This window comes from Amycolatopsis coloradensis (assembly GCF_001953865.1).
GTDB lineage: Bacteria > Actinomycetota > Actinomycetes > Mycobacteriales > Pseudonocardiaceae > Amycolatopsis > Amycolatopsis coloradensis.
Genome location: NZ_MQUQ01000018.1, coordinates 101,536 through 124,107, shown reverse-complemented (window position 1 = coordinate 124,107; position 22,572 = coordinate 101,536). Strand labels below are relative to the sequence as shown.

The 22,572-nt window shown below is 68.5% G+C and carries 21 protein-coding genes and 1 riboswitch; of the genes, 9 read left to right on the top strand and 12 right to left on the bottom strand.

Annotation, left to right across the window (positions count from 1 at the left end; all coding sequences use genetic code 11):
• Window positions 1-340: 340 nt before the first annotated feature.
• Window positions 341-524, top strand: a riboswitch (cobalamin riboswitch).
• A gap of 22 nt (window positions 525-546) precedes the next feature.
• Entirely contained in the window at window positions 547-1,581 is a 1,035-nt protein-coding gene (locus tag BS329_RS31195) for an enoyl-CoA hydratase/isomerase family protein (RefSeq protein ID WP_076165207.1), read from the top strand.
• Window positions 1,582-1,590: 9 nt separating this feature from the next.
• On the opposite strand, the gene BS329_RS31190 is transcribed toward BS329_RS31195, so the two are convergent.
• Both BS329_RS31190 and BS329_RS31185 read right to left on the bottom strand, forming a co-directional pair.
• The gene (locus tag BS329_RS31190) at window positions 1,591-2,298 is read right to left on the bottom strand and encodes an SWIM zinc finger family protein (protein ID WP_076165205.1); all 708 of its coding nucleotides are present in this window, start codon (window positions 2,296-2,298) and stop codon (window positions 1,591-1,593) included.
• Window positions 2,291-5,302 carry a DEAD/DEAH box helicase gene (locus BS329_RS31185; RefSeq protein WP_076165203.1) on the bottom strand — a complete coding sequence of 1,004 codons (3,012 nt, stop codon included), beginning with the start codon at window positions 5,300-5,302 and terminating at the stop codon, window positions 2,291-2,293. The genes BS329_RS31190 and BS329_RS31185 overlap by 8 nt, the downstream gene beginning before the upstream one ends.
• An 82-nt stretch (window positions 5,303-5,384) precedes the next feature.
• On the opposite strand from BS329_RS31185, the gene BS329_RS31180 reads away from it, so the two are divergent.
• The 3 genes from BS329_RS31180 (at window position 5,385) to BS329_RS31170 (ending at window position 7,107) form a co-directional block, all read left to right on the top strand.
• On the top strand, window positions 5,385-6,011 hold the full coding sequence (locus BS329_RS31180) for a YaaA family protein (RefSeq protein WP_076165201.1): 627 nt from the start codon (window positions 5,385-5,387) through the stop codon (window positions 6,009-6,011).
• A 65-nt stretch (window positions 6,012-6,076) separates the two neighbouring features.
• Window positions 6,077-6,658: a TetR/AcrR family transcriptional regulator gene (locus BS329_RS31175; RefSeq protein ID WP_158075843.1), complete on the top strand. Its 582-nt coding sequence runs from the start codon at window positions 6,077-6,079 to the stop codon at window positions 6,656-6,658.
• 20 nt (window positions 6,659-6,678) lie between these two features.
• Window positions 6,679-7,107 carry a hypothetical protein gene (locus BS329_RS31170; protein ID WP_076165199.1) on the top strand — a complete coding sequence of 143 codons (429 nt, stop codon included), beginning with the start codon at window positions 6,679-6,681 and terminating at the stop codon, window positions 7,105-7,107.
• Between the two features lie 3 nt (window positions 7,108-7,110).
• Here the strand turns inward: BS329_RS31170 and BS329_RS31165 are convergent, their stop codons facing one another.
• Entirely contained in the window at window positions 7,111-7,539 is a 429-nt protein-coding gene (locus BS329_RS31165) for a MarR family winged helix-turn-helix transcriptional regulator (RefSeq protein WP_076165197.1), read from the bottom strand.
• A 70-nt stretch (window positions 7,540-7,609) separates the two neighbouring features.
• On the opposite strand from BS329_RS31165, the gene BS329_RS31160 reads away from it, so the two are divergent.
• Complete coding sequence (locus BS329_RS31160) at window positions 7,610-8,218, top strand: TIGR03086 family metal-binding protein (protein ID WP_076165400.1); 609 nt, start codon at window positions 7,610-7,612, stop codon at window positions 8,216-8,218.
• Here BS329_RS31160 and BS329_RS31155 read toward each other — a convergent pair.
• Window positions 8,202-8,597, bottom strand: coding sequence for an alpha/beta fold hydrolase (locus BS329_RS31155; protein WP_244197365.1), 396 nt, complete (start codon window positions 8,595-8,597; stop codon window positions 8,202-8,204). The two genes, BS329_RS31160 and BS329_RS31155, sit on opposite strands and share 17 nt — an antisense overlap.
• A gap of 66 nt (window positions 8,598-8,663) precedes the next feature.
• Between BS329_RS31155 and BS329_RS31150 the strand changes: the two genes are divergently transcribed.
• A complete protein-coding gene (locus tag BS329_RS31150) occupies window positions 8,664-9,026 on the top strand; it encodes a TetR family transcriptional regulator C-terminal domain-containing protein (RefSeq protein WP_244197364.1) in 363 nt (120 codons plus the stop codon).
• Here BS329_RS31150 and BS329_RS31145 read toward each other — a convergent pair.
• On the bottom strand, window positions 9,016-9,735 hold the full coding sequence (locus tag BS329_RS31145; protein ID WP_076165195.1) for a TetR/AcrR family transcriptional regulator: 720 nt from the start codon (window positions 9,733-9,735) through the stop codon (window positions 9,016-9,018). The genes BS329_RS31150 and BS329_RS31145 overlap by 11 nt on opposite strands.
• An 83-nt stretch (window positions 9,736-9,818) precedes the next feature.
• On the opposite strand from BS329_RS31145, the gene BS329_RS31140 reads away from it, so the two are divergent.
• A complete protein-coding gene (locus tag BS329_RS31140; RefSeq protein WP_076165193.1) occupies window positions 9,819-11,285 on the top strand; it encodes a carotenoid oxygenase family protein in 1,467 nt (488 codons plus the stop codon).
• 45 nt (window positions 11,286-11,330) lie between these two features.
• Here BS329_RS31140 and BS329_RS31135 read toward each other — a convergent pair whose 3' ends face one another.
• The 6 genes from BS329_RS31135 to BS329_RS31110 form a co-directional block, all read right to left on the bottom strand.
• Window positions 11,331-14,087 (bottom strand): DUF5682 family protein, encoded by a 2,757-nt coding sequence (locus BS329_RS31135; RefSeq protein ID WP_076165191.1) that lies wholly within the window; start codon window positions 14,085-14,087, stop codon window positions 11,331-11,333.
• Window positions 14,084-15,196, bottom strand: a complete 1,113-nt coding sequence (locus tag BS329_RS31130; RefSeq protein WP_076165189.1) for an ATP-binding protein — start codon at window positions 15,194-15,196, stop codon at window positions 14,084-14,086. Before BS329_RS31130 ends, BS329_RS31135 begins: the two co-directional genes overlap by 4 nt.
• A gap of 21 nt (window positions 15,197-15,217) precedes the next feature.
• Window positions 15,218-16,588, bottom strand: coding sequence for a VWA domain-containing protein (locus BS329_RS31125; RefSeq protein WP_076165188.1), 1,371 nt, complete (start codon window positions 16,586-16,588; stop codon window positions 15,218-15,220).
• Window positions 16,585-17,964 carry a hypothetical protein gene (locus BS329_RS31120; RefSeq protein ID WP_244197363.1) on the bottom strand — a complete coding sequence of 460 codons (1,380 nt, stop codon included), beginning with the start codon at window positions 17,962-17,964 and terminating at the stop codon, window positions 16,585-16,587. Before BS329_RS31120 ends, BS329_RS31125 begins: the two co-directional genes overlap by 4 nt.
• A complete protein-coding gene (locus tag BS329_RS31115; RefSeq protein WP_076165184.1) occupies window positions 17,964-18,461 on the bottom strand; it encodes a hypothetical protein in 498 nt (165 codons plus the stop codon). Before BS329_RS31115 ends, BS329_RS31120 begins: the two co-directional genes overlap by 1 nt.
• 71 nt (window positions 18,462-18,532) lie before the next feature.
• The gene (locus BS329_RS31110) at window positions 18,533-19,171 is read right to left on the bottom strand and encodes a haloacid dehalogenase type II (protein WP_076165182.1); all 639 of its coding nucleotides are present in this window, start codon (window positions 19,169-19,171) and stop codon (window positions 18,533-18,535) included.
• A 64-nt stretch (window positions 19,172-19,235) separates the two neighbouring features.
• On the opposite strand from BS329_RS31110, the gene BS329_RS31105 reads away from it, so the two are divergent.
• Window positions 19,236-19,775 carry a CGNR zinc finger domain-containing protein gene (locus BS329_RS31105; protein ID WP_076165181.1) on the top strand — a complete coding sequence of 180 codons (540 nt, stop codon included), beginning with the start codon at window positions 19,236-19,238 and terminating at the stop codon, window positions 19,773-19,775.
• Window positions 19,776-20,287: 512 nt separating this feature from the next.
• Window positions 20,288-22,060 carry an NAD-binding protein gene (locus BS329_RS31100; protein ID WP_076165179.1) on the top strand — a complete coding sequence of 591 codons (1,773 nt, stop codon included), beginning with the start codon at window positions 20,288-20,290 and terminating at the stop codon, window positions 22,058-22,060.
• A gap of 1 nt (window position 22,061) precedes the next feature.
• Here the strand turns inward: BS329_RS31100 and BS329_RS31095 are convergent, their stop codons facing one another.
• A complete protein-coding gene (locus BS329_RS31095) occupies window positions 22,062-22,517 on the bottom strand; it encodes a hypothetical protein (protein ID WP_244197362.1) in 456 nt (151 codons plus the stop codon).
• Window positions 22,518-22,572 lie beyond the last annotated feature (55 nt).

Below are 22,572 nucleotides of genomic sequence, written 5' to 3'. Positions count from 1 at the left end.
CGGTGACGAATGCCGGAATTCGCGCGGTGGGACTCCCGAGCAATCCGCCCCTCTCCGTACCGGCACCACTTGGGGAAGGTGAACGTGCGCCACGGGACCGACCCACACGCGTGTCGACCCATCCGATCACGCGAACCCGACACTCGGTCCAGATGATCGTGACCGATAAGGACGTGGGGCCGAGCCGAACAAAGGTGACCTTCACCCCTTCCCCAAGTACATGAAGGACTCCTTCCTGTACCTAGGCTCAAGGAAGGGGGCCTTCATGTACTTGAGTGACCAGGCCGCCGGTGACGTCGGGGCTCGTGAGGTGTACGCCACACCCTCGATCTCGACATAGTCGGACTTCCTACTTTAGGGTGACCACAGGTCTGCGGCGCAGGGAAGCCGGTGAAAATCCGGAGCGGTCCGCCACTGTGACCGGGGAGCGGCGCTCCACGAGTACGGCCACTGGCGAAAGCCGGGAAGGCCGGAGCCGTCGTAGATCCGGGAGCCAGGATACCGGCCGCGGACGTGTCGTGTTCGTCCACTGCTGCAGGAGACCTCGTGAACGACGTCAAGTTCCTCATCCACAGTGGAATCGGCCGGATCACGCTGAACCGGCCGCGGGCGCTCAACTCGCTGAACCACGACATGGTGCTCGCCATCACCGAGCACCTCGAAACGTGGCGTTCCGACGCGGGGGTCCGCGCCGTGCTGATCGACGGCGCCGGTGATCGCGGACTCTGCGCGGGCGGTGACATCCGTGCCATCTACGAAGACGCGCGCGGCGGCGGCACCGCGTCGCTGCGGTTCTGGGCCGACGAGTACCGGCTGAACGCGCTGATCTCGCGCTACCCCAAGCCGTACCTGGCGCTCATGGACGGTCTCGTGATGGGTGGCGGGGTCGGCGTCTCGGCGCACGGCAGCCACCGGATCGTCACCGAACGCACCCGGCTCGGCATGCCCGAGGCCGGCATCGGCTTCGTCCCCGACGTCGGCGGCACGTACCTGCTGTCCCGCGCCCCCGGCGAACTCGGCACACACATGGCGCTCACCGCGGGCTCCATCACCGGACCCGATGCGATCCACTGTGGACTCGCCGATCATTTCGTGCCCGGCGAACGGATCCCGGACCTGCTCGACGCGCTCGCGTCGCACACCCCGGACACCGCACTGGACCTGTTCGCGGAGGCCGCACCGGCCAGCGGTCTGGCGGCCGACGCGGACTGGATCGACCACTGCTACGCGGCGGACACGGTCGAGGAGATCCTGACCCGGCTCCACTCCGGGGGCGACGCGGCGGCGACCACCGCCAAGGAGATCGAGGCGAAGTCGCCCACCTCGCTCAAGGTGACCCTGCGGGCGCTCCGCTCGGCGGCGGCGATGCCCGAACTGGAAACCGTGCTGGCGCAGGAGTTCCGCGTCTCGACTCGCGCACTGTCCTCCGCCGAGTTCGTCGAGGGGATCCGGGCGCAGATCATCGACAAGGACCGCTCGCCCCAGTGGGCGCCGGCGACGCTGTCCGAAGTGGACGAATCATTGGTCGATTCCTACTTCGCCGACCTCGGCGACGCCGAATGGAACGGAGTGACCCGATGACGATCGCCTTCACTCCTGACCGGTGAGCACCCGGTAGAGCGGTCGTAGCAGGGCGGTGACCGAGGTTCCGTCCACGGTGGCCTTGAGCGGCGGGACTTCGTCCAGCAGACCCAGCGGATCCCCGGCCGGTGGTCGTCGCGTTTTCGTGACGTCCCCGGCCGGGCCCCAGCCGAAGAAGTCGTCCATGACCTCGTCGAGGGCGGGTGTTCCGGCATCGGCCGACGGCGCCATGACGCGGGCGCCCGCTTGGCGTCCGATGTCTTCGAGCAACGTCGTGCGATCGCGTCCGCGAAGTGCGAAGATCGAGAACGGTTCAGTCTCGGCCTCTTTTTCGAGTGCGATCAGCCCGGCGACGAGGTGATCGCACGGGACACGGGTGCCCGGACACGTGCAGTCCAGCGACAGTTCCCACGCCGCCTCGGGGAACAGCGGCACCTGCTCCGCGGCGAAGAAGCGTTCGACGTCCTCCGGGACCCGCCCGTCGAGCAGGGCCGCCGTCGTGGCTTCTTCCGCGACGATGGCGGCGGTGACCGCCGTCCACACCTGCTTGCCGAACGTCGGCAGGCCGATGCGGACCTCGTAGAACCGCTGCCGCGTCACCCGGACCTCGGCGACGGCCGCGCCGGGCCCGATCGTGAGGCTGTCGACCCGGCAGGGCGGTACGAGTCCATTGTGGACGCCGAGTTCGTCGAGTGCCCGGCGGAATCGGTCAGTCATCGCCTGCCTCCCGTCCCAGTGCGAAGACCTCGCGCAGCGAATCGGTGGACAGCTCCGTGAGCCAGTCTTCCCCGTCGGTGACGACGAGCCCGACCAGCGCTTCCTTCTTGGTGATGACGGCGTCGATGCGTTCCTCGATGGTGCCGGGGCAGACGAACTTCCGCACCTGGACACTCCGCCGCTGGCCGATGCGGAACGCCCGGTCGGTGGCCTGTTCCTCGACCGCCGGATTCCACCACCGGTCCAGATGCAGGACGTGGGTGGCCGCGGTGAGCGTCAGTCCCGCTCCGCCGGTCTTCAAGGACGCGAGCAGGATCGGCGGGCCGTCGCCCGACTGGAAGTGTTCGACGATCGAGTCGCGGCGCCGCTGGGACAACCCGCCGTGCAGGAAGGCGATCTTCGCGTTCAGCCGATGCGAAAGGTGCGGCACGAGCAGGTGCCCGAACTCGGCGAACTGGGTGAAGCACAGCGCGCGATCGCCCGTTTCCAGGATCTCCGCGAGGAGTTCTTCGAGCCGGTTGACCTTGCCGGAGCGGACCCCGATCGGCGAACCGTCGTGCAGCAGATGCGCGGGATGGTTGCAGATCTGTTTGAGCTTGGTGATCGCGGCGAGGATGTTGCCGCGCCGTTTGACCCCGGCGCTGTCGGCGATCTTGGTCATCATCTCGTCCACGGTCGCGCGGTACAGCGTCACCTGCTCGCGAGTGAGCCGGTATTCCTGGAGTATCTCGATCTTCTCGGGCAGGTCGGCCAGCACGGTCGGGTCGGTTTTGAGGCGGCGCAACAGGAACGGCCGGGTCAGCCGGCGTAGTTCGGTGGCCGCGGTCAGGTCGCCCCGGCGCTCGATGGGCACCTCGAACCGCTCGCGGAACTCCTGTCTGCCACCGAGGACGCCGGGGTTGAGCAGATCCGACAGCGACCACAAATCGGCGAGCCGGTTCTCCACCGGCGTTCCGGTCAGCGCGACCCGATGACCGGCGGGGATCCGGCGCAGAGCCCGCGCCGGGCCGGTGTTCTGGTTCTTGACCGCCTGCGCCTCGTCGAGCACGAGCCGATGCCACCGGGTGCCCGCGAGTTCGTCGGCGTCCCTGGCGGCGGTCGAGTAGGTGGTGACGACGAGATCCGCGCCTTCGATACGCGCGGACAGCCGGGCCCCGTGCTCCCGGTCAGCGCCGTGATGGAGATGGACACGCAGTTCCGGCGCGAACTTCGCCGTTTCGCGCTGCCACGTCCCGAGCAACGACATCGGGCAGACGAGCAGTGTCGGCCCGGCGTCGCTGCTCGTTCGCTCGGTCGCTTCGAGCGCGAGCAGCTGGACGGTCTTGCCGAGTCCCATGTCGTCGGCGAGGCAGGCGCCGAGGTCGATCGATGTCATGAACGAAAGCCAGGCGACACCCCGGCTCTGGTACGGCCGCAGGGTCGCCAGGAAGGTCGGCGGCGGCTCGAGGAGTTCGAGGGTCTTCTGGATCCGCCCGGCGAGGAAGTCGTCGATCCAGCCGTCGGTGGTGACTTCGGTGACCGGCAACGGCGCTTCGAAGCCTCCGTGGAGCAAGGCCAGCAGGTCCGCCGGGGTGGGCAGCGGCGGTTTCTCCCGGTCCGGGTCGCGGCGCAGGTAGTCGAGACCGGCGCGCAGCAGTTCGGGGTCGACGCTCACCCAGCGGCCGCGCAGCCGCACCAGCGACGACTTCGCGGCGGCGAGCCCGGCCAGCTCCTCGTCGGTCAGCGCGTCCTCCCCGACCGCGAGGGCCCAGCGATAGGAGGCGAGCTGGTGGCGGCCGAGGCGATGCACGGCGGCCTGGTCGACGGGCGCGCCGCGGACGGACAGCTTCAGCGCGAGCTTCCGCCTGCCGCCCCAGCTCGCCGGGAGCTGGACGTCGAAACCGGCCGCGACCAGCTGTTCCGCCCCGCCGTCGAGGAACTCCACGGTTTCGGTGACGGTGAGGTCGTAGAGACCCGGCTTCTCGGCCTGGACCGCCGGAGCCAGCAACGGCAGCACTCCCGCGGCTCGCTCCAGTTCGGCGGCGAACAGGCCTTCGGGATCGGTGAACTTCGCGCCCGCCTTGCCGGACCAGACGTCCTCCGCCGGGAGAAGGAGGCTCGGATCGGCCGCAGAGCGCAGAAAGAACCGCAGCTGCCACTTGGTTCCGTCGCCGGTCTGGTCGTCGGGGTCGTCGACCGGGCCGTACAGGGTGGGGACCTCGTCGAGCCGGAGGCAGACGGTGCCCTCGGTGAGGTCGGTGTCGCCGACGGCATCCCAAGCCGAGATGCCCTCGGCGACGATCCCCATCCGCCCCGGCGCCTGGCCGATCCGGTCGTCAGCGGTCTTCAGCGCGTGGAGCCACGATCCGAACGGGCCCTCGCGTCCGTCGCTTTCCAAGGCGTGACCGGCGGCGGCCAGTCGCTCGCGGACCGCGGTGTCGACGAGCGTGTGGAGCGCGTCGGTGACCAGCGTTGCCGGGTCCGGCCTGGTGTGTTCGGCCCGGCCGACCGGCGGGGTGGCGGCGATCAGCGCCTGAAGCGCGACCGCGTCGCCGCCGCGGGCCACCGGCCGCCAGCGCGCCCGCGCCACGAGCTCGTTCCGCACGAGGGTGGGCAGCACCCGGCCGCGGCGGACCAGGTCGTCCGCCAGCCGGACGATCGCGCGGAGATGGCGGACGGAAGTGCCGTAGCTGACCGTGTCGGCGAGGTCCCCCAGCTCGGTGGGGTCGATCAGGAGCGCCGGTACCGACCACGGCTCCAGCGACAGTTCCTGCTGAGGGCGGCCGCGAGTCCCCAGTTCGGGCGAGGCGACCGGGCCGCCGCGCCGGGATGGCAGCAGCAGCGTGGCCGACGCGGGTTTGCCGGGGTGCAGCGCGGTCAGATCCGCCACCGACGCCGCGAACGGATGCGGCCGGGCCGACATCGACGGCCGCATCGACGTCGTCGTGGGGCGGTCGCCGTGTTCGCCCCAGAGCACGATCCCGCGGCCCCGGGACCACAGGCCGTGCACGACTAACGGCGGCATGCTCCTCCTTCGATGTCTGTGTACCCAGCATGCCCGTGCCCGGTCAGCGTCCGGTCAGCGCGTCACCGGATAGGCTTGCCCGGTGGAGGCGTCCCGTGTTCTGAACGCGATCGATCCGCGCGAGGCGCTGACCGTCCTCGGCCCTTCAAAGGGTAAGAACCGGGGCGGACAGGCCACGGAAACCGGGACGGCCTGGTCGGAGACGATGCTCCGCGCGCGGGCCGGCGTCCTCGCCAAGTCCAAGGTCGACGACGGTGGGCTGCGGCCCGCGTGGCGCCGCTACAACGGGAACTTCTACCGGAATGTCGGCGGCGCGCTGGGCGAGGCCGCCGCGAACGGGCGGGCGCTGATCCTCAGCGGCGGCTACGGAATCCTGCGCGCCGACGAGCCGATCGCCTACTACGACCGGAAACTCCGGCTCGGCGACTGGCCGTCCGGCGTACTCGAACACGCCATCCTTGACGAAACCCGCCGCGTCGGTGCCACGAAAGTGGTGACGTTCGTGTCCGCGAGCGCCGATTACGCGAAGCTCGTCCGGCGAATCCCCTGGGACGGAGCGGAGATCGACGCCGTATTGGTGACGATCGACTTCCACGGCGGCGGCGCGCAGGTCGAGGTGCCGAAGCGGCTGGCCCAGGCGTTCAGCGCGTGGTGGAACCGCTCGCCGTCGGATTATCCAGCGGGCATGGTCGCGGAGGTATTGGCCTAAGAAACGTAAAGGCGGGCCAGCGCCGCTTCTCTATACAATACAGCACTGTACTGTATATTAAAGTGGTGACTTCAGCGGATCGCGCTCCCGGCCGTCCCCGTAGCAGAGAAGCCGACGCCGCGATCCTCGACGCGGCGCTGGACCTGCTGATCGAATCCGGCGCCGGAGCGACCAGCATCGAGCAGGTGGCGCGACGCGCCGGAGTGACCAGGGCGACCGTGTACCGGCGCTTCCCGGACAAGACCCGCCTTCTGATCGCCGCCCTCGAAGCCGCCTACGGCAATCCCCCGCGAACACCGGAAATCGCCGACCTCGAGCAACTGCTGTCCGGCTGGTCGACCGCCGTCGCCGATCCGCGGCAACGGCGGCTCCTCCGGCGCCTCTACGGCGCGATCGAGGATCAGCCAGAACTCGCTCGCGCCTATCAGGACCTTTTCGGACGGCATCGCGATCAGGCACGCCGAGACGTGTTCGCCCACGCTCGCGAAAGCGGGCACCTGCCGTCGGACTCCGACCCGGACGTCCTGCTGGATCTGCTCACCGGTGCGATCTGGCAGCACCTGGCCACCCGCCCGGACACCTGCACCCCCGCGGAGACGAAGGACTACCTCCGAGCCGTGCTCCACCAAGCCGGCTATCGACCATAGCCAAAAAAGGGAAAGGCGCCGTGACCACCGCAACTCCCGAAGCTCGGCGACGAACCCGTGCTTTCGCCCGGGTGATCGGCCCTTATGTCGCCACGTTCACGATCGTCTACGCGATCCGCCTGCCCGACCTGCCAGGGCTCGTCGGCGACCTGTTCGCCCAGCCTGGGCTGATCCTGCTGCTCGGCGCGATGATGCTCGCGGCGGGACTCGTCATCATCGGAGGACATCGCAGCTGGCGCGGGCCGCTCGCGGTCACCGTGTCCCTGTTCGGCTGGTTCGTCGCCATCCGTGGTTTCCTGCTGATCGCTGTCCCCGGGGCCGTCGAGTCGGGAGTCGACGCGACCATGCTCTCACCCACCGCACTGACCGTCGCCCGCGTCTTTTTCGGCGTCCTGGCCGTGATCGGACTGCTGCTGACCTATGCCGGCTGGTTCAGGCCCGTTCGCTAGCACTCACGGCCACTGCGCTTCGGACAGCACCCGCGCGGCCTTGAGGAACGCCTTGCGGTCCGCGGCGGACAACTGGGCGAGCAGTCGTTCCTCCTGCTCCTGGATCCGCACCTGGGTGGAGCGCCGCGCGGCGCGGCCGTCGTCGGTGATCCCCAGCAGGCGGACCCGGCGGTCATTCGGATCCGGCTCGCGGGTGATCAAGCCGTCTTCCTGGAGCTTGTCGAGTGTGCCGATGATCCGCGTCTTGTCCGCGCCGATCGCCTTCGCGAGCGCGGCCTGCGTACGGACGGGTCCGTCGTCGAGCGCGCTGAGCACCACGTAACCCCACATGGTCAACCCGTGCTCGGCCAGCACCGGCGACTCGGCCGTCATCAGCCGCCGCATCAGCCCGCCGAGCATCGCCGCGAGATCCGGCCTCCGCTGCTCCGCCATGCGCAGACCATACCGAGCGCTCTCGCGAAACCTGTTGACGAACTCGTACGCATATGTAGATGATATGCGCATGCCTATCGATAACCTACGCTTCCTCGACGCCATCGTGGTCCGGGCCAGCCTGGACCTCGTCTCCCAGATCACCCCCAGCGACCTGGAGAAACCGACCCCCTGCGCGGCCTGGACCCTGCACGGCCTCCTCGCCCACATGGCCACCCAGCACTACGGCTTCGCCGCCTCGGCCGACGGAGAGAGCCACCTCGACCACTGGCGCCTGATCCCCTTGGGCGAAGACCCCGTCGCCACCTACCGCGACTCGGTCAAGCGAGTCCTGAACGCCTTCGTGCCCCACGACCTCGACGCCCGCAAGTTCGCGCTCCCCGAGTTCTCCACCGAGATCACCTTCACCGCGGAACAGGCCCTGGGTTTCCATTTCGTGGACTACCTGGTGCACTCCTGGGACGTCGCCAAGACTCTGGGACTGCCGCTCGAGTTCCAGCAGGAGGTGCTCGACGCCGGACTACGTTTCGCCGAGTCGATCCCGGACGGACAGAACCGGAAGGCACCGGGTGCCGCATTCGGCCCGGCCGTCAACGAGAAGGGACCGTCCGATTTGGACACGATCGTCGCACTGCTCGGCCGTTCCCCCTCCTGGCCGGACGCTAAGCCCCTGGCCTGACCGGTACGGCCTCGAGAATCCGGGTGGTGACCAGATCCGGTTTCTCCAGGGACAGTCCGTGGGTGGCCTTGGGCACGACCTCGACACCGATGTGCGGACTCAGTGATTCGAGCCGGGCCGCGACCTCACAAGCCTTGTGGATGACACTGCGTTCGGCGACGACGATCCGGGTGGGTACGTCGATGGCGTACAGCTCGTCGTCGCTGAACAGGTGCATCTCGGGAAAATGCTGTTTGTACTTGAGAGCACTGAAAAGCAGCGGCCGCACGGTGTGCCGCACCGCCGGATCCCCGGACGACACCAGCCGGAGGAGCCACCGGGGCAGGAACCAGCGGAAGATCTCACGGAGGCTCCACCAGAGGAAGCTCCTGCCGATCACCCCGAATCCCGCGGCCTCGAAGGTGACGACCCCGGCGAGATCGCCGGGAGAGGCATCGTCGAGGCGATGGCGACCGGTGACGAACGCACCATCGTGCGCGCCTACCTGACCGGCGTCCTGCCGGACGGCGAACGCCGCCGCATGCTGGCCGCGGTCCAGATCGCGTACTTCGCCGTCGACGTCACCCGCGGGAGCCAGGATCCCGACCAGGAACCGCTGCTGCCCCACCTGATCCGCGCACTCGCCGAACTGCTCCGGAAGGCCCAGGCGAAGGGCGACATCCCGGCCCGCCTCGACCCGAGCCTGGAGGCCGACGCGCTCGCGACGATGTCCGCCGGCCTCGTCACCGCGATCATGGTCGACGCCTACACCACGGAACGCGCGGTGGAGATCGTCGACTACCGGCTCGACAGGCTGTTCACCGCCTGACGATCAACGCCTCGATGCCGTCCAGGATGCGGCCGAGGCCGAACTCGACGTCGTCGTCCTCGATGCCTTCTTCGCCGTATGCCTCACCGGAGATCACCGCGGCGACACGCGGATAACCACGCCCCCGAAGACGTGGTCGCAAGAACTCGCTCAGCGCCTCGACCCGTTCGGGAGCGTTCGCGTTCACGTCGCGCAGGAGGGCCGCGGTGCTGCGCACCCAGCCGTCGACCAGCACGACGCAGCCCATCACGTCACGGGTACCGAGCCCCGTGTCCGCCATTCCTTCCAGGAAGTTCTCCAGCCAGCCCAGCAGGTTCGGCGTACTCGGCGCGCCGCGCACCGGCAGGTCGATCAGCCACGGATGGCGGCGGCCGCGTTCGAGCAGCGCGCGAGCCCAGGCGGTGACCGCGGCACGCCAGTCACCGGACGACAGTTTCGGCGGCGGACCCCAGGCTGCTTCGGCGACGAGGACGAGCAGTTCTTCCTTGGAACTCAGATAGCGGTAGAGCGCGTTCGCGGTGATGCCGAGGCGTTTGGCGATCGACGGCATGGACAGGGCCGCGTACCCCTCCGCGTCGGCCTGCGCGATGGCCGCGTCGACGATCTGCTCGAGGCTGTAGCCCGGTTTCGGCCCACGCCGGGGCGCCGGGGCATGCCCCCAGGCCAGCGCGGTGCCCGGTGGCAGCAACTCGATGTCGGCGTCGTCCATCCGGGCATTGTTGCACCCGAAACCGGTAAAGGCATACACTGTTCATGCCATACACAGTTACGATCGGATTGGCGGGATCGACCATGACCGAACCGACCAGGCGGAACGTGCTCCGCGGAGCGGCCGCGCTGACCATCGGCGGCGTCGCCGCGACCTACGGAAGCACCCAGGCCGCCTTCGCCGCGCAAAGTCCGGCGAAGGCGAAGTACCCGTTCATCGAAGGCGCGTTCGCGCCGGTGAAGGAAGAGGTGACCGCGTTCGGGCTGCCGGTCACAGGCCGTATTCCGAAGGATCTTTGCGGCCGGTACCTGCGCACCGGGCCGAATGTCCTCGGGCTCGAGGATCCGCGCGCGCACCACTGGATGCTGGGTGAGGGGATGGTGCACGGTGTCCGGCTGCGTGACGGGAAGGCCGAGTGGTACCGCAACCGGTGGGTGCGCTCGTCCGGTGTCGCGGCGAAACTGGGCGAACGGTATCCGTGGCCCGTGCCCGCGGACGACTTCGCGCCGAACACACACGTGATCAGCCACCACGGCCGCATCCTCGCCCTGCAGGAGTCCGGTCCCCCGCCGTACGAACTCGACGACGAGCTGAACACGGTGGGGCCGTTCGATTTCAGCGGTTCCCTGGACGGCTCCTACACCGCGCACACCAAGTTCGACGCCCACGCCGACGAACTGCACGCGGTGACCTACTACCCGACGTGGGACCACGTGCGGCATCTGATGATCGACCGGACCGGCCGCGTGGTGCGGACCACCCGGATCCCGGTCACCGACAGCCCGATGATGCACGACTTCGGGCTCACCAAGAACTACGTTGTCGTCTTCGACGTGCCCGTCACGTTCGACCCGCGGCCGGGGAAAGTGGTGCCTTACAAGTGGAACACCGAGCACCCGGCCAGGGTCGGGGTCATGAAGCGCGAGGGCGGACCGGTGCGCTGGTTCGGGGTGGATCCGGTGTTCTACTCGCATACGCTCAACGCCTACGAACAGGGCTCCACGGTGGTGGTGGACCTGACCACGATGCCGGCGCCGTTCGAGGCGGCCGGTAAGCAGGGCTTCGGCGGCCCGTCCGCGTCCGGCCCGCCGGTGCTGGAGCGCTGGACGATCGACCTGACCCGGGGCCGTGTCCAGCGCCGCGTGCTCGACGACCGGCCGCAGGAGTTCCCGCGGGTCAACGAAAGCCTGGTCTCACGACGGCACCGGTACGGCTACTCGGCTTCCCCCGGTGAACTCTTCGACGTCTACCTGGACAAGCCCGCCGGCACCTTCGGCAACGCGCTGATCAAGCACGACCTGTTCAGCGGGCGTTCGGAGGTGCACCGCTTCGGCCGGGGCGCCGACGCGAGCGAAGCGGTCTTCGTGCCCTCGTCCCACGGTAAATCCGAGGACGACGGCTACGCCCTCGCCTATGTCGACAACCCTGACCGCAACGCCTCGGACCTGGTGATCCTCGCCGCACAGGACTTCACCGCGAAACCCTTGGCACGCATCCACTTGCCCAGGCCCGTGCCGCTGGGCTTCCACAGCAGCTGGGTAGCGGACTGAGGGTCCGGGCGGGCGCCGGTGTCCCCCGGCGACCGCCCCCGAAGGTCACACGCCGATGAGCACCTCCTCCAACGCCACCGCGGAGTCCGGATACCGCTCAAGCAGCGCCAGGCCTGCCGGGGCGGTGCTCCCCCACGGTTCGTCACAGCCCAGCAGGTTCGCCACCGCGTCACAGGTCGCCGGATGCGCGGCCAGGAGCGGCAAGCCGTTCCCGCCCGGCTTCCTCGATGCGGTAAGGGATTCCGGCTGGTTCTTCCAGGGCGGGACCCAGGCGTCGAGCGCCGCGAGACGGCCGGGGAAGACCCGTCCGGCTTCACGGACGAGCAGCGGAACGAGTTCCGCCCCGCGCGAGCGCAGCGTGGTGATCAACGTCGGCAGCCACGGCAGCAGCAACCTGTCCGGAAGCTCGGCGAAGGCGTTCGACACCGCCTCGACGACGAAGTCAGCCAGCCCTGGCGCTGGTTCCAGCGCGTGGACGAAACCACTCAGGTAGCGCGGATACGCGGGCAGCACCAACGGGTTCGCCAGCAGAGTGGCGCACCGCTCCCTCAGTTCCGCGCGAGAGAGCCGGCCGAGCTGCACCTGGGCCGCCCACAGCAGCGCGACCTTCGACGGCTCCTGCGGATGTGATCCGGCGATCGCCAACTCCAGCTGGGTCCGGTCGCATCCCAGCGACAGGGCGAGCGCCTCCATGCTGAACAGGAAGCCCAGCATCGCGGCGACCTGCTCGACACCGGCCTCCTCGTCGGTGAAAGCCGCCGGAAGCAGGGTGCAGTAATGCGCGTACCCCGTCCTGACGAAGTCCTCGATCCACCGAGGCAGTACCGGCTCGCTGGTCCGGTAATGCGCGAGCAGCCTCCGCACCCGCCGCAGGACCTCCGGCGCTCCGTCGACGCTGCGTTCGGTGGCCAGGACCTCCAGGGCACGCGTGCCCAGCTCCCCCGCCAGCCGGGCGCTGCGCAGATAGAGCGTCGCGTCTTCGACGGCTCCGAGCACCTTCGCCGCGGTGGCCCGCGGGTGGTACGCGGCCCGCCGGAGCCGTTGTTCCAGCACCTGTTCGATGCTGACACCCTCGTAACCCAGCTCGATGAGCGCACGCTGGTGGGTGCCCAGCGCCAGATCCCATGACTCCTGGATCGGCCGCTCACCGAGCCGCCGCTCCCCCATGATCGGCCGCGCCGCGCCGTGCGGCATCAGGTACCGGAGCATCCACAGCAGATCGGAGCAAGGCTCGAGCTCCGGTCGGGAAGCGATGTCGAGCAACGCCCGCTGCACCCCACGTTGCTGCAACTTGAGGTTCAGCGGTTCGAGCCTGTCGTGCACGTCGCGCGCCAGCGGCGGCAACGCGTCGTAACCGACTTGGCCGATCCGATCGCCGCCCATCATGATTTCGACGATGCGGCGCACGTCTCGCCTGCCCGGCACGACGTCCTTCTCGATGCAGGTGACCGCCGCGTCCTGGAAGTCGTACGGCGTGGGTTTCGCCCGATCGCGCAAGCCCGCCAGCAGGATCGAGGTCTCGAACACCGCGATGGCGTCGGCCGTCGACGACAGGTACCCGTTGCGGCGCGCCGCCCGCACGACCTCGACCGACCAGCCGAGCAGTTCGGCCTCGTCCAGCCGGTCCAGGACCGGAGGCCGTTGCAGGAAACCGGAAAGATGATCCGACGACGCCGGATCCGACGTGGGCGCGGGCAGCTCAGCGGCCTTCTTTCGCTTCGGCCCGCCCACCTGTCCTTCCAGCTGGAACTGCTTGACCTTGGTGCGCTTGAGGTTCTTCGCCCACTCGGTCGCGGCGATCGACACCGATCCCCCGGCGAGGCCGAACTGCGTCTCGATCGACGCGTGGCTCGATGGGATCAGCCCGTACTGCCAGGTGCTCCCGCTGCGCGGGCTGATCACGAACCCGTCCGTGCCCTCGACGCCGAACTCCGCGACCCGGCTGGCCGCGTGGAACGCGCCGCAGACGTAGAGGCAGTCCGCGGGATCGGCGCCCGAAGCGGCGAGGTGCTCGCGCATCCGGGTCCACATGTAGCGTTCACGGTCCTCGTCCACCCGCACGCGGCGGGTGTCCCCGGGGGCGAGCCGGCGGAACAGGCTGCCGATCAGGAACATGACCTGGCGATAGGTTTCATGGTCACCCTCGCCGAGCGGCAGCTCGACGTACTGGTGCCACCATTCCGACCAGTGCCGCACCCGCCCGTGACGCAGCAGGTGCTCCTCGAGTTCGGCGAAGCGGGGCCGTAGGTCACCGATCTCGACGCCGATCGCGTCGCCGTGCAGCGCCGCCTCTTCCTCGGCGGGCGGCGTGTCCGGATCCGCTTGGGGCTCGCGCTCGTCCCCTTGGAAGACGTGGTCGGCCGAGCGGTCGACGAGGACGAGTTCGACACCCGGGGTGTCGAGGGCGTACGCGATCGCCTGGTACTCGGCCGAGGCCTCGGTGATCGGCGCGACCACCGAGAGCGGCGCCCACTCCGCGGGGAATCCCTTCACGTCCGTCGCGAAAGCCTGGACGGCCACCGGGAGACGGCAGTTACGCAGCTCGGTCAGCAGTGGCGCCATGTCCTCGCACAGTTCGAGGTAGACCACCTTCGGCTGTTTCTCCCGCAACCGCCGTGCCATCGCCACGGCCGAAGCCGGGGAATGGTGGCAGACCGGAAAGATCTCCAAAGGCTCCCGCACCGCGCGGTCGACGTCGTCGACCAGTCCGAGCAGGATGCCCTCCAGAGCACCGGGTCCGTCGGCGAAGACTGCCGCGGCCTCCTGCAACTGACCGCGCAGCGCCTCGAAGGCGCCGCTCACGAGAGGGTGGCGATCGCGTCGCGGCCGCCGTCGAGGAACTCCGGCCAGTCTCCGCCCTCGTCCTTGCTGCGCGGCTCGACGACGCCGTGCAGGTACTTGTTGAGAATCGCCAGGTCCTCCGGCTCACGACGGGCGAGCGAGCCGACGAGTGAGGACGCCAGCGCGCGGGCCGTCAGCGCGCGTTCTCCGAAGAAGTTGCTGTGCAGTACCGCGTCTTCGAGGACGCCGATCTGTTCGGCCGTCGACAACGCGGACTCCAGCTTCTCGTCGTCGCTGCCCGCCGACGCAGCCGCGGCACGCAGGTCGCCGAAGCTGCGCAGGAGCACGTCGAGCAGTGTCGGCGGCACGTCCAGCTCGATCTGGTGGCGGCGAAGGAGTTCCTCGGTACGGAAGCGGACGATCTCCGCCTCGCTCTTCTTGTTCGTCACCACCGGGATGCGGACGAAGTTGAACCGGCGCTTGAGCGCGGACGACAGGTCGTTGACACCGCGGTCGCGGCTGTTGGCGGTGGCGATCACGGAGAAACCGGGTTTGGCGAAGACGATGCCGTCGCTGTCCAGTTCCGGGACCGAGATGTACTTCTCGGACAGGATCGAGATCAGCGCGTCCTGCACGTCGCTGGTGGAGCGGGTCAGCTCCTCGAAACGACCGATGGAGCCCGCCTCCATCGCGGTCATGATCGGCGACGGGATCATCGATTCGCGGGACTGGCCCTTGGCGATGACCATGGAGACGTTCCACGAGTACTTGATGTGGTCCTCGGTGGTGCCCGCGGTCCCCTGCACGACGAGCGTGGAGTTGCGGGAGATCGCCGCGGCCAAAAGTTCGGCGAGCCAGCTCTTGCCGGTGCCGGGGTCGCCGATCAGCAGCAGCCCGCGGTCGGAGGCGAGCGTGACGATGGCTCGTTCGACGATGCTCCGATCGCCGAACCATTTCTGCGAGATCTCGCGGTCGAGGCCGTCGGCGCGCTCGGCGCCGAGGACGAACAGGCGCACCATCTTCGGGGACAGGCGCCAGGCGAACGGTTTGGGGCTGTCGTCGATCGACTCCAGCCAGTCCAGCTCTTCGGCGTACTTGAGTTCGGCGGGGGCGCGCAGGACGTCGGACATGTCGTGCCTTTCGAGAAAAGTTCAGGAGGTGAGGAAGGTCTTGAGTTCGTGGACGAGCTTGGTGATGTGGCCGGAGATCACCGGGGTGCCGAGGTCTTTGAAGCGCTCGCGGAACCACGGGTTCACGCTGCCTCGGCCGGCGCTGGTGACCGAACCGACCGGGATGAACTTCGCCCCGGACCGGTGGATCGCGGCCATGCTTTCGAAGAGCTGCTCGACGCGGGTCTCGTAGAAGTCGGAGATCCACACCACCACGGTGTTGGCGGGCTCGGTGATCTTCGGCTGGGTGAGCGCCATCGCGACCATGCCGTCGTTGCCGCCGCCGAGATTGGTGCGCAGCAGGGTTTCGAAGGGATCGTGCACCCACGGCGTGAGGTCGAGTGCCTGGGTGTCGTAGGCGATCAGGTGAACGTCCACTTTGGGCAGTCCGGCGAAGATCGAGGCCAGCACGGCGCAGTTGACCATCGAGTCGACCATGGAACCGGACTGGTCGACGACCGCGATGAGCCGCTGCGGCGTGGTCTTCTTCGCGGTCTGCTTGTAGTAGAGGCGATCGACGTAGAGCCGTTCCTCTTCCGGGCTCCAGTTGGTGAGGTTCTTCCAGATGGTGCGATCGAGGTCGAGGTTGCGGAACACGCGCTTGGGCGGGACCGAGCGGTCCACCTTGCCCGTCGAGGCCTTCTCGACCTGAGTCCGCAGGACCTCCGCGATCTCGTCGACGTAGCGGCGGATCAGCGATTTGGCGTTGGCCAGCGCCACTCCGGACAGGTTGTCCTTGTCCCGCAGCAACTGTTCGATGAGTGACATGCTCGGGCTCAGCTTCGCCGCGAGCGCCGGATCGGCGAGAACCTCACGCAGACGCATCCGCTTGACGAGGTCCGCCTCGATGGCGCCGAGTTCGGGGCCGATCGCCGGGAGCAGCGTGCTCAGGTCGGGAGCACCGCCCCCGCCGGTGCCGCCGAGCCCGGTCGGCGCCCCGCCGGGACGTCCGCCACGCAGTTCCCCCGGACGGCATCCCAGCGAGCGCTCGAGCCAGCCCGCGTCGGCCTGCCAGCAGGACAGCTGGCCCGCGGTCACCGTAGGGGGCGCCGGAGCGAAGACGTTGAGGAGCACCTTCGACACGAGCGCCGCGCGCCGTACTTCCGCGGCCTTGTCCCGGCTGTCCTCCGCTTCGGGAACCATCAGCCCGTCGAACTCGGCGGCCAGTTCGGGATGACGCTGGACGATCGAGTCGACGGCGACGTTCGGGTCCAGCAACGCGGACGGCAGGCCGATGTCCTCGACCACGGCCACGCTCGCCGATTCGAGCGCGGCCTGCTCGTCGTTGTCGAAGAGCCGGGCGAGCAGCCGCCAGTACAGGACCTGGCGGCGGTTGTCCTCGGGTTCGGTCATTTCCGCAACAGCCTTCCGGCACGTTCACGCAGCACGGCCGCGGCGTCGGTGGCCGCCTTTTCGGCTTTCACCCCGGCCTTGTCCGTGGTCCCCCCGGCCCACGCCCCGGCGTGCACGGCGGTGGTCTTCTTGCGCACGGTGGTCTCGACGGCGAGCGGCTGGAGCCGGAAACCGCCGTCCCATCGGAGCAGGCCGATGCACGCGCTGGAGCCTACGACCGCCTTCGGGGTCAGCGGACCGGCGGCGGGAATGCGATCCGTCTCGACGGCGAGGTGATTCCCGGCGAAGGTGAACGTGAGCGCGTCTTCGTCGCCCTCAGTGCTGTAGCCCTCGAGGAAGACGGGCACGGCGATACGCGCCGGATGCCGGTCCAACGGCGTCACCGGCGGCGTGATGGCCTTCGGCAGGATGACCCGCGCGGTGGCGAACGCGTCCGCGGGCTCGCCAAGACGGGCGAACTCGTCCTGCCAGAGAAGATCGCCTTCCGCGGTCACCGGCATGTCGACGAGGTCCATCGAGCGCCCCTCACCGACCGCCGCGAGCAAGGACAACTGTGGGCGCAGCAGTTGCCAGATCCCGGCTCCGATGATCGTGTCCGGCTTCGGCACGGTCACACTCGCGCGCACAAGACGCGGCGCGGTGCCGTCGTCCGGTTCGAGCACCGCATGGATCTGGGCCTGGGCGGCCGTCGCATGCTCCAGCAGGTCGACCCCGAGCGGCAGCAGGCGGCCGGTGACGGTGCCGATCGCGGGCGTCGCCGCCACGCCGGGCACGGTCAGCAACATCCCGCGCGACCACAGGTCGTCCCAGCGCCGGACGGGGACGCGCTCCAGCGCCGCACCGGGGCAGGACGCCGCGAGTTCGGCAGCGAAGCCGTCGAGCAGGACCGCCAGCCGACGCAGGCCCGGTTCCGCGAGCAGCGCGGAGATCACCGGCGCCGAGGCCGAAATCAGGTCGTGGTCGATGCTCTGCCAGCCGGCACGGGCCAGATCGGACAGCCACGAACGAGCGGCGGCCAGCAGATTCGGCGATTCCGTCTCGGCGGCCGCTTGGACGATTTCCTCTCCAGACGGCCGGCCCGTGGCTTCGGCGGCCCGGATGACGAGGGCGTCGTGCACCGAGCCGAACACCGCGATCCTCGCCGCGGCAAGGGAAACGAAGTGTTCCTCCCCGGCAGCCCCGGCCGCGGTCTTCTCGGCGGCCTCGGCGACACGCGCCGCCAGCGGTGACCCCGCGACGGCGTCGGCCAGTTCGGTCAGACCGGCGATCTGTTGAGGACGAAGCAGCCCTGAGACGAGTACTCGATCGAAGGCGTCGACGGTCGCCAACGCCTCGTCGAGACCGGCGACGGGGTCGGTGAGCAGATCGGTGCGCATCACACCACCGTCCTGGTCGGCGGGAACCACTGCAGTTCCGGCACCGGCGCCGTCGACGGTCCGAATTCCAGGTATGCCAAGTGCCGCAAGAACTGGCTGAACACCGACGCCGCCGCGGTGTTGTCCCCCTGCGACGGCCGGGTCGCGCTCATGGTCTGCGAAATGGCCTGGGCGGTCAGTTCGTCCGGCTCCACACGCAAATAGCGCGCGACACGCTCGGCACCGTATTGAAGTACCGCTTCGTTGAGCAAGGCGAGGATGTGCTTGCAGAACATGCCCCGCGCCCCGCCGCAAGGCCGGTTGTTGTTGGTACTACAGGCGAATTCATAGGTGCCCGCCGCGACCGACGAGACGTACACCCGCCCGATGTCCGAACCGCTGGACACCACGCCCTGCACCCGTCCGTCGGCCAGTTCGACGAACGGGACCTTCGCGAGCTTGCGCGGGCGGGCAGGTGGCAACACCCGGGCCGTGCTGGCTCTTTCCCAGTCTGACAACGCATCTTCTCCTTGCGGGGTGCCTCGGTGGGGACTGGGAAGAACCTAGCGGGAAGCACCGACAGTTCTGATCAAGTCCCGTGTTTTCCGAGCTGAACGGCCAGATCGGCGAGGTCCTCGGCATGGAAGTCGAACCGATCCGTCGCCGACGGCGGGTCCCCGATGGGCCTGGCGACGTACGCGGTCCGGAGACCGACGCTCTGGGCACCCCGCAGGTCCCAGGCATGGGCGGCGACCATCAGCAGCCGCTCCGGCGATGCACCGGACACCTTGACTGCCAGTTCGTAGACGGCGGGATCCGGCTTGTAGCTCCGCACCTCCTCGGCGGAGAGCGCCTGATGCCAGCGGAGGCCCGCGTAGGCGTTCATCCGGAGCAGGGTCGTCCGGCTGGCGTTGGAGAGACCGATGAGCGGGTACTGCCCGGCAAGCCTCGTTAGTCCTTCGACAGTGTCAGGCCAGGGCGGCATCCTTCGGCCCGCTGTCGCGAGCGCATCCGATTGGGCTGCTTCGCGGTCAAGGACGTCACTCGCGACGTACGGCCTCTCCCCCGCGACGATGCGCCGCTGCTCGGTTCCGACGTGCTCCAGCCACCGCTCGACCAGCTCATCCGCGTCGGCGTCCGGTGCGGCCTGCCGGACGGCCGCACGAATCCCGGCGGGCTCGTCGACGAGCGTGCCGAGTATGTCGAACACCACCGCGTCGATCTCCACGGACAACCTCCTGGTAAGGGTTAAAGTAGTTTTTAACCAAGAAAATACGAGAGGTCGGTAAGGGATGCAAGTAGTGTTGGACGATTACGTCCGGGCGGCAGGCATCGCAACCGAACTGGTCAACACCGCGCCTGAGGTCTGGCATGGCGAAGACCACCTACTCGATCTCGCCGCCTTCGCCGACCTTCACTCTCTGCCCGAGCCCACCCGGCCCGGTGATCTGCGGGCCGTCCATCGGCTGCGCGCCACGGTGCGGGATTTGATCGATCACCCGGACCGGGCGCGCCTCATCACCGGTGCTTCCGCCCTCACTTCGCCCGCCGGTGGCGTGACCCTCGCCGACAACCCCCCACGCTGGGCAGTTTCGCTCCAGCCAGGCGCTTCGGTGTCAGACGCGCTGTCCCTGATCTGTGGCGTCGGGATACTCGGCGTTGTCCGGACTCTCGGCGCGGAACGGTTCCGTGCGTGTAGCGCGCCTACTTGCCAAGGCGCGTTCATCGACACGACACGGCCCGGACGGCGTCGCTATTGCATGCCAGGGTTGTGCGGAAACCGCGTCAACGTCGCCAACCACCGGGCACGCTTCAAGCGTCGCGGCGTTTGAAGCGGCCACTCCGGCGATCAGCGAGAGAACGTACGTGTCGTTCGTTCCCGTGAACTGGGGCACCGCCGGAGGTCGATCCAGCGCGGCTCGATGTCGACCGATTCCGGAGGACCGGGTGCGGAGCATTGGCGCCGTCTACCGGACGCCACCCCACTCGACGTTTCCGTGGGTTGGACGGAACAGGATCCGGGCCGGGGAGCGGTTCTCCAGCCACCAACCGGCGGGCGAACGCGAGGACCTCCTTGATGCCTTCCACCCGTTGCCGGAATCGTGGCGCGAACGCCTTGTCCGCACTGCGGCTGTAAGAAATATAGGCGTCGAACGCGTACTGCTCATCGCTGTCCGTCCGTGATCGCTTTCCCCTCCCGCTCGCACCCTGATCGGTCCGGCGAATGCCGTTGCCGCAACGACCAAGGGCTACGTGAAACGGACCGCCGGGCTTCTTCGTCCGGTAACGTGAGCCGTCGCTTGCCGAGAGGCGGTGAACCATCCGCCGCAGGGAGAAGAGGGTCATGGTCAGCACCGTCAGCACGTCCGCCGACGGCCGGATCTCCTCGATGGGAGCCCGATTGCTCGTGTTCGGGGGCCTCGCGGCGCTGACAGTGGCACTCGGTCTGGTCGGCTTCTCCGCTTATCTGCCGACACATCCGGAGTTCGGCCGCAGCTTCCCCGACCGGCTCTTCTACAGCATCCAGCTGTTCTTCGTCGCGGCCGAGCCGGTGAAGAGCGGTGGGCCTATGCCGCTGGCGCTGAACGTCGCACGCTTTCTCGGCCCCATCGTGACGGCGTCGGCGGTGATCGAGCTCATCGCCGCCGTTTTCACCGCCCAAAGGCAGCAGTGGCGGGCGCGCCTTTCGCGGCGTCATGTCGTGGTGTGCGGAAGCGGCGGAGACGCGTTGTTGCTCGTCAGCCGAATGCGCGGGCAGGGGACGACCGTGGTGCTCGTCGACCCGCGTCCCACCGACGAGGCGACGAGCCTGTGCCGTCGGATCAGGGTCCCCATCGTCGTCGGGGATCCGACGGGCCAGGCGGTACTGCGCGGCGCCGGAACCGCGAACGCGGACACCGTCTACGCGATGTCGTCCAGCAGTGTGGCCAACACCTCGATCGCGGTCGCTGTCCGTGCTGTCACCGCGGACCGTCAAACCCCACTGACCTGCTTCGCGCTGGTGCCCGACCGGGATCTGCGGGCCGCTTTGCTCGCTCGCGGTCTGGGCCGCACCGGGGACCGGGGGTTCCGGCTCGTGTTGTTCAGCACCGACGAGATCGCCGCACGGGTACTGGCGCAGAACAATCCACTCAAAATGGGCACGACCGGCAAGGCACCACACGTTCTCATCGCCGGTCTGGACGACTTCGGTCAGACACTCGCGCTCGAATTCGCTCGCCGTTGGCGAGTGCACGTCAACCTAAGACGGCCCCGGCTGGTGCTCACGGTGGCGGGCCCGGACGCGACGGCCTTCGTCGAGCTGCTCCACCGCCGGTTTCCGTCGCTCGACGCGGTCTGTGACGTCAGGTGTGTGTCGACGCGGTTGACCTCGCTTGTCGATGAGCACGCGGACCTGCTGGAAGCGGCGGACCGGGTGTTCGTATGTGCCGGTGACGACGTCACGGGCGTCAAGATCGGCTTGTCCGTCTTGCGGGTGCTACGTGACCATCAGATCCAGGTCACGGTTCGAGTAGGCGATCACGGGGCCGAACTCGACGAAGCGTTTCATGGGGAGAGAGGCAGGCTGTTCGACGACATTTCGGGGTCGTTGCGGATCTTCGGTGCCTTGGACGAAGCATGCCGTCCGGACGCGATCCAGGCCGGTGTCGCCGTGGAGGAGATCGCACGATCCCTGCACGACGAGTACATCGCGCAAGCCACGGCGAACGGTGCCACACCGTCGGACAACCCGTCCATGGAACCGTGGGAAGAACTCATCGAAGACCTCAAGGAGGCCAACCGGGCACAGGCGAGACACATCGGGGAGAAACTGAGCGCGATCGGGTGCATCGTGGTCCCCGCCTTCGACGACAAGGCGTCGTTCGCCTTCCGAACAGCGCCTGACGAGGTGGCGCGGCTGGCTCGGCTGGAGCACCTCAGATGGGTCGCAGAACGCCGGGCACAGGGATATGTGCACGGCCCGAACCGGGAAGAGCAGATGCATCCCAACCTCCTCGATTGGGACGAACTCCCGGAATCCGCCAGGGAAAAGAACCGGATTTTCATCCGCGCGCTGCCGGCGGTGCTGACCGGCGCCGGATTCCAGATCCTCCGAATCCACAGTCCGACGTCGTGACTCAGGGCCGAACGGCTTCGGCAGGCCAGCAGACCCGGACCGGGCGGCCGATCCTCAGGGCATAGGTCACCGCGGCATGGGTTCCGCCCGGCCCGCGTGGGGCCTCGCCGTCCCAGATGGCGACCAGGAGATCGCAATGGTCGGCTATGTACCGGCCGGCCGCCGAGTACGCATCCGGGCCGGGTTCGGCGAAGTCCAGCACGGTGACTTCGGCCGCAGCGGCCAACAACCTGCCGTAGCTCTCGCTGTCCCGCACCGTGGCTTCGTAGCCCGCCGCGGGCAGCACCACGTGCACCGCCCCGCCTTGCTCCAGGACGGACGCGGCGAACAGCTGGTCGGCGCCGTCGGCCAAGCTGGTCACACCGACCAACGGTCGGGGTTGCTCGCCCAGCACCGCGACGATCTTGGCACGCAGGTGTGTGGTGATTCCGGCGGTCAACTGCCGGTGGCCGGTCACTCCGACGATAGAAATATCCGCCTCCAACGCTTCGGTGGCACCGTTCCCCCGTACG

Excerpts from the sequence above, each read along its gene's own strand:
- BS329_RS31125 (WP_076165188.1), bottom strand. The coding sequence starts at position 16,588 with ATGACCGAACCCGAGGACAACCGCCGCCAGGTCCTGTACTGGCGGCTG.
- BS329_RS31150 (WP_244197364.1), top strand. The coding sequence starts at position 8,664 with ATGGCGACCGGTGACGAACGCACCATCGTGCGCGCCTACCTGACCGGC.
- BS329_RS31105 (WP_076165181.1), top strand. The coding sequence starts at position 19,236 with ATGCAAGTAGTGTTGGACGATTACGTCCGGGCGGCAGGCATCGCAACC.
- BS329_RS31165 (WP_076165197.1), bottom strand. The coding sequence starts at position 7,539 with ATGGCGGAGCAGCGGAGGCCGGATCTCGCGGCGATGCTCGGCGGGCTG.
- BS329_RS31130 (WP_076165189.1), bottom strand. The coding sequence starts at position 15,196 with ATGTCCGACGTCCTGCGCGCCCCCGCCGAACTCAAGTACGCCGAAGAG.
- BS329_RS31140 (WP_076165193.1), top strand. The coding sequence starts at position 9,819 with ATGACCGAACCGACCAGGCGGAACGTGCTCCGCGGAGCGGCCGCGCTG.
- BS329_RS31100 (WP_076165179.1), top strand. The coding sequence starts at position 20,288 with ATGGTCAGCACCGTCAGCACGTCCGCCGACGGCCGGATCTCCTCGATG.
- BS329_RS31120 (WP_244197363.1), bottom strand. The coding sequence starts at position 17,964 with ATGCGCACCGATCTGCTCACCGACCCCGTCGCCGGTCTCGACGAGGCG.
- BS329_RS31145 (WP_076165195.1), bottom strand. The coding sequence starts at position 9,735 with ATGGACGACGCCGACATCGAGTTGCTGCCACCGGGCACCGCGCTGGCC.
- BS329_RS31185 (WP_076165203.1), bottom strand. The coding sequence starts at position 5,302 with ATGCCGCCGTTAGTCGTGCACGGCCTGTGGTCCCGGGGCCGCGGGATC.
- BS329_RS31190 (WP_076165205.1), bottom strand. The coding sequence starts at position 2,298 with ATGACTGACCGATTCCGCCGGGCACTCGACGAACTCGGCGTCCACAAT.
- BS329_RS31160 (WP_076165400.1), top strand. The coding sequence starts at position 7,610 with ATGCCTATCGATAACCTACGCTTCCTCGACGCCATCGTGGTCCGGGCC.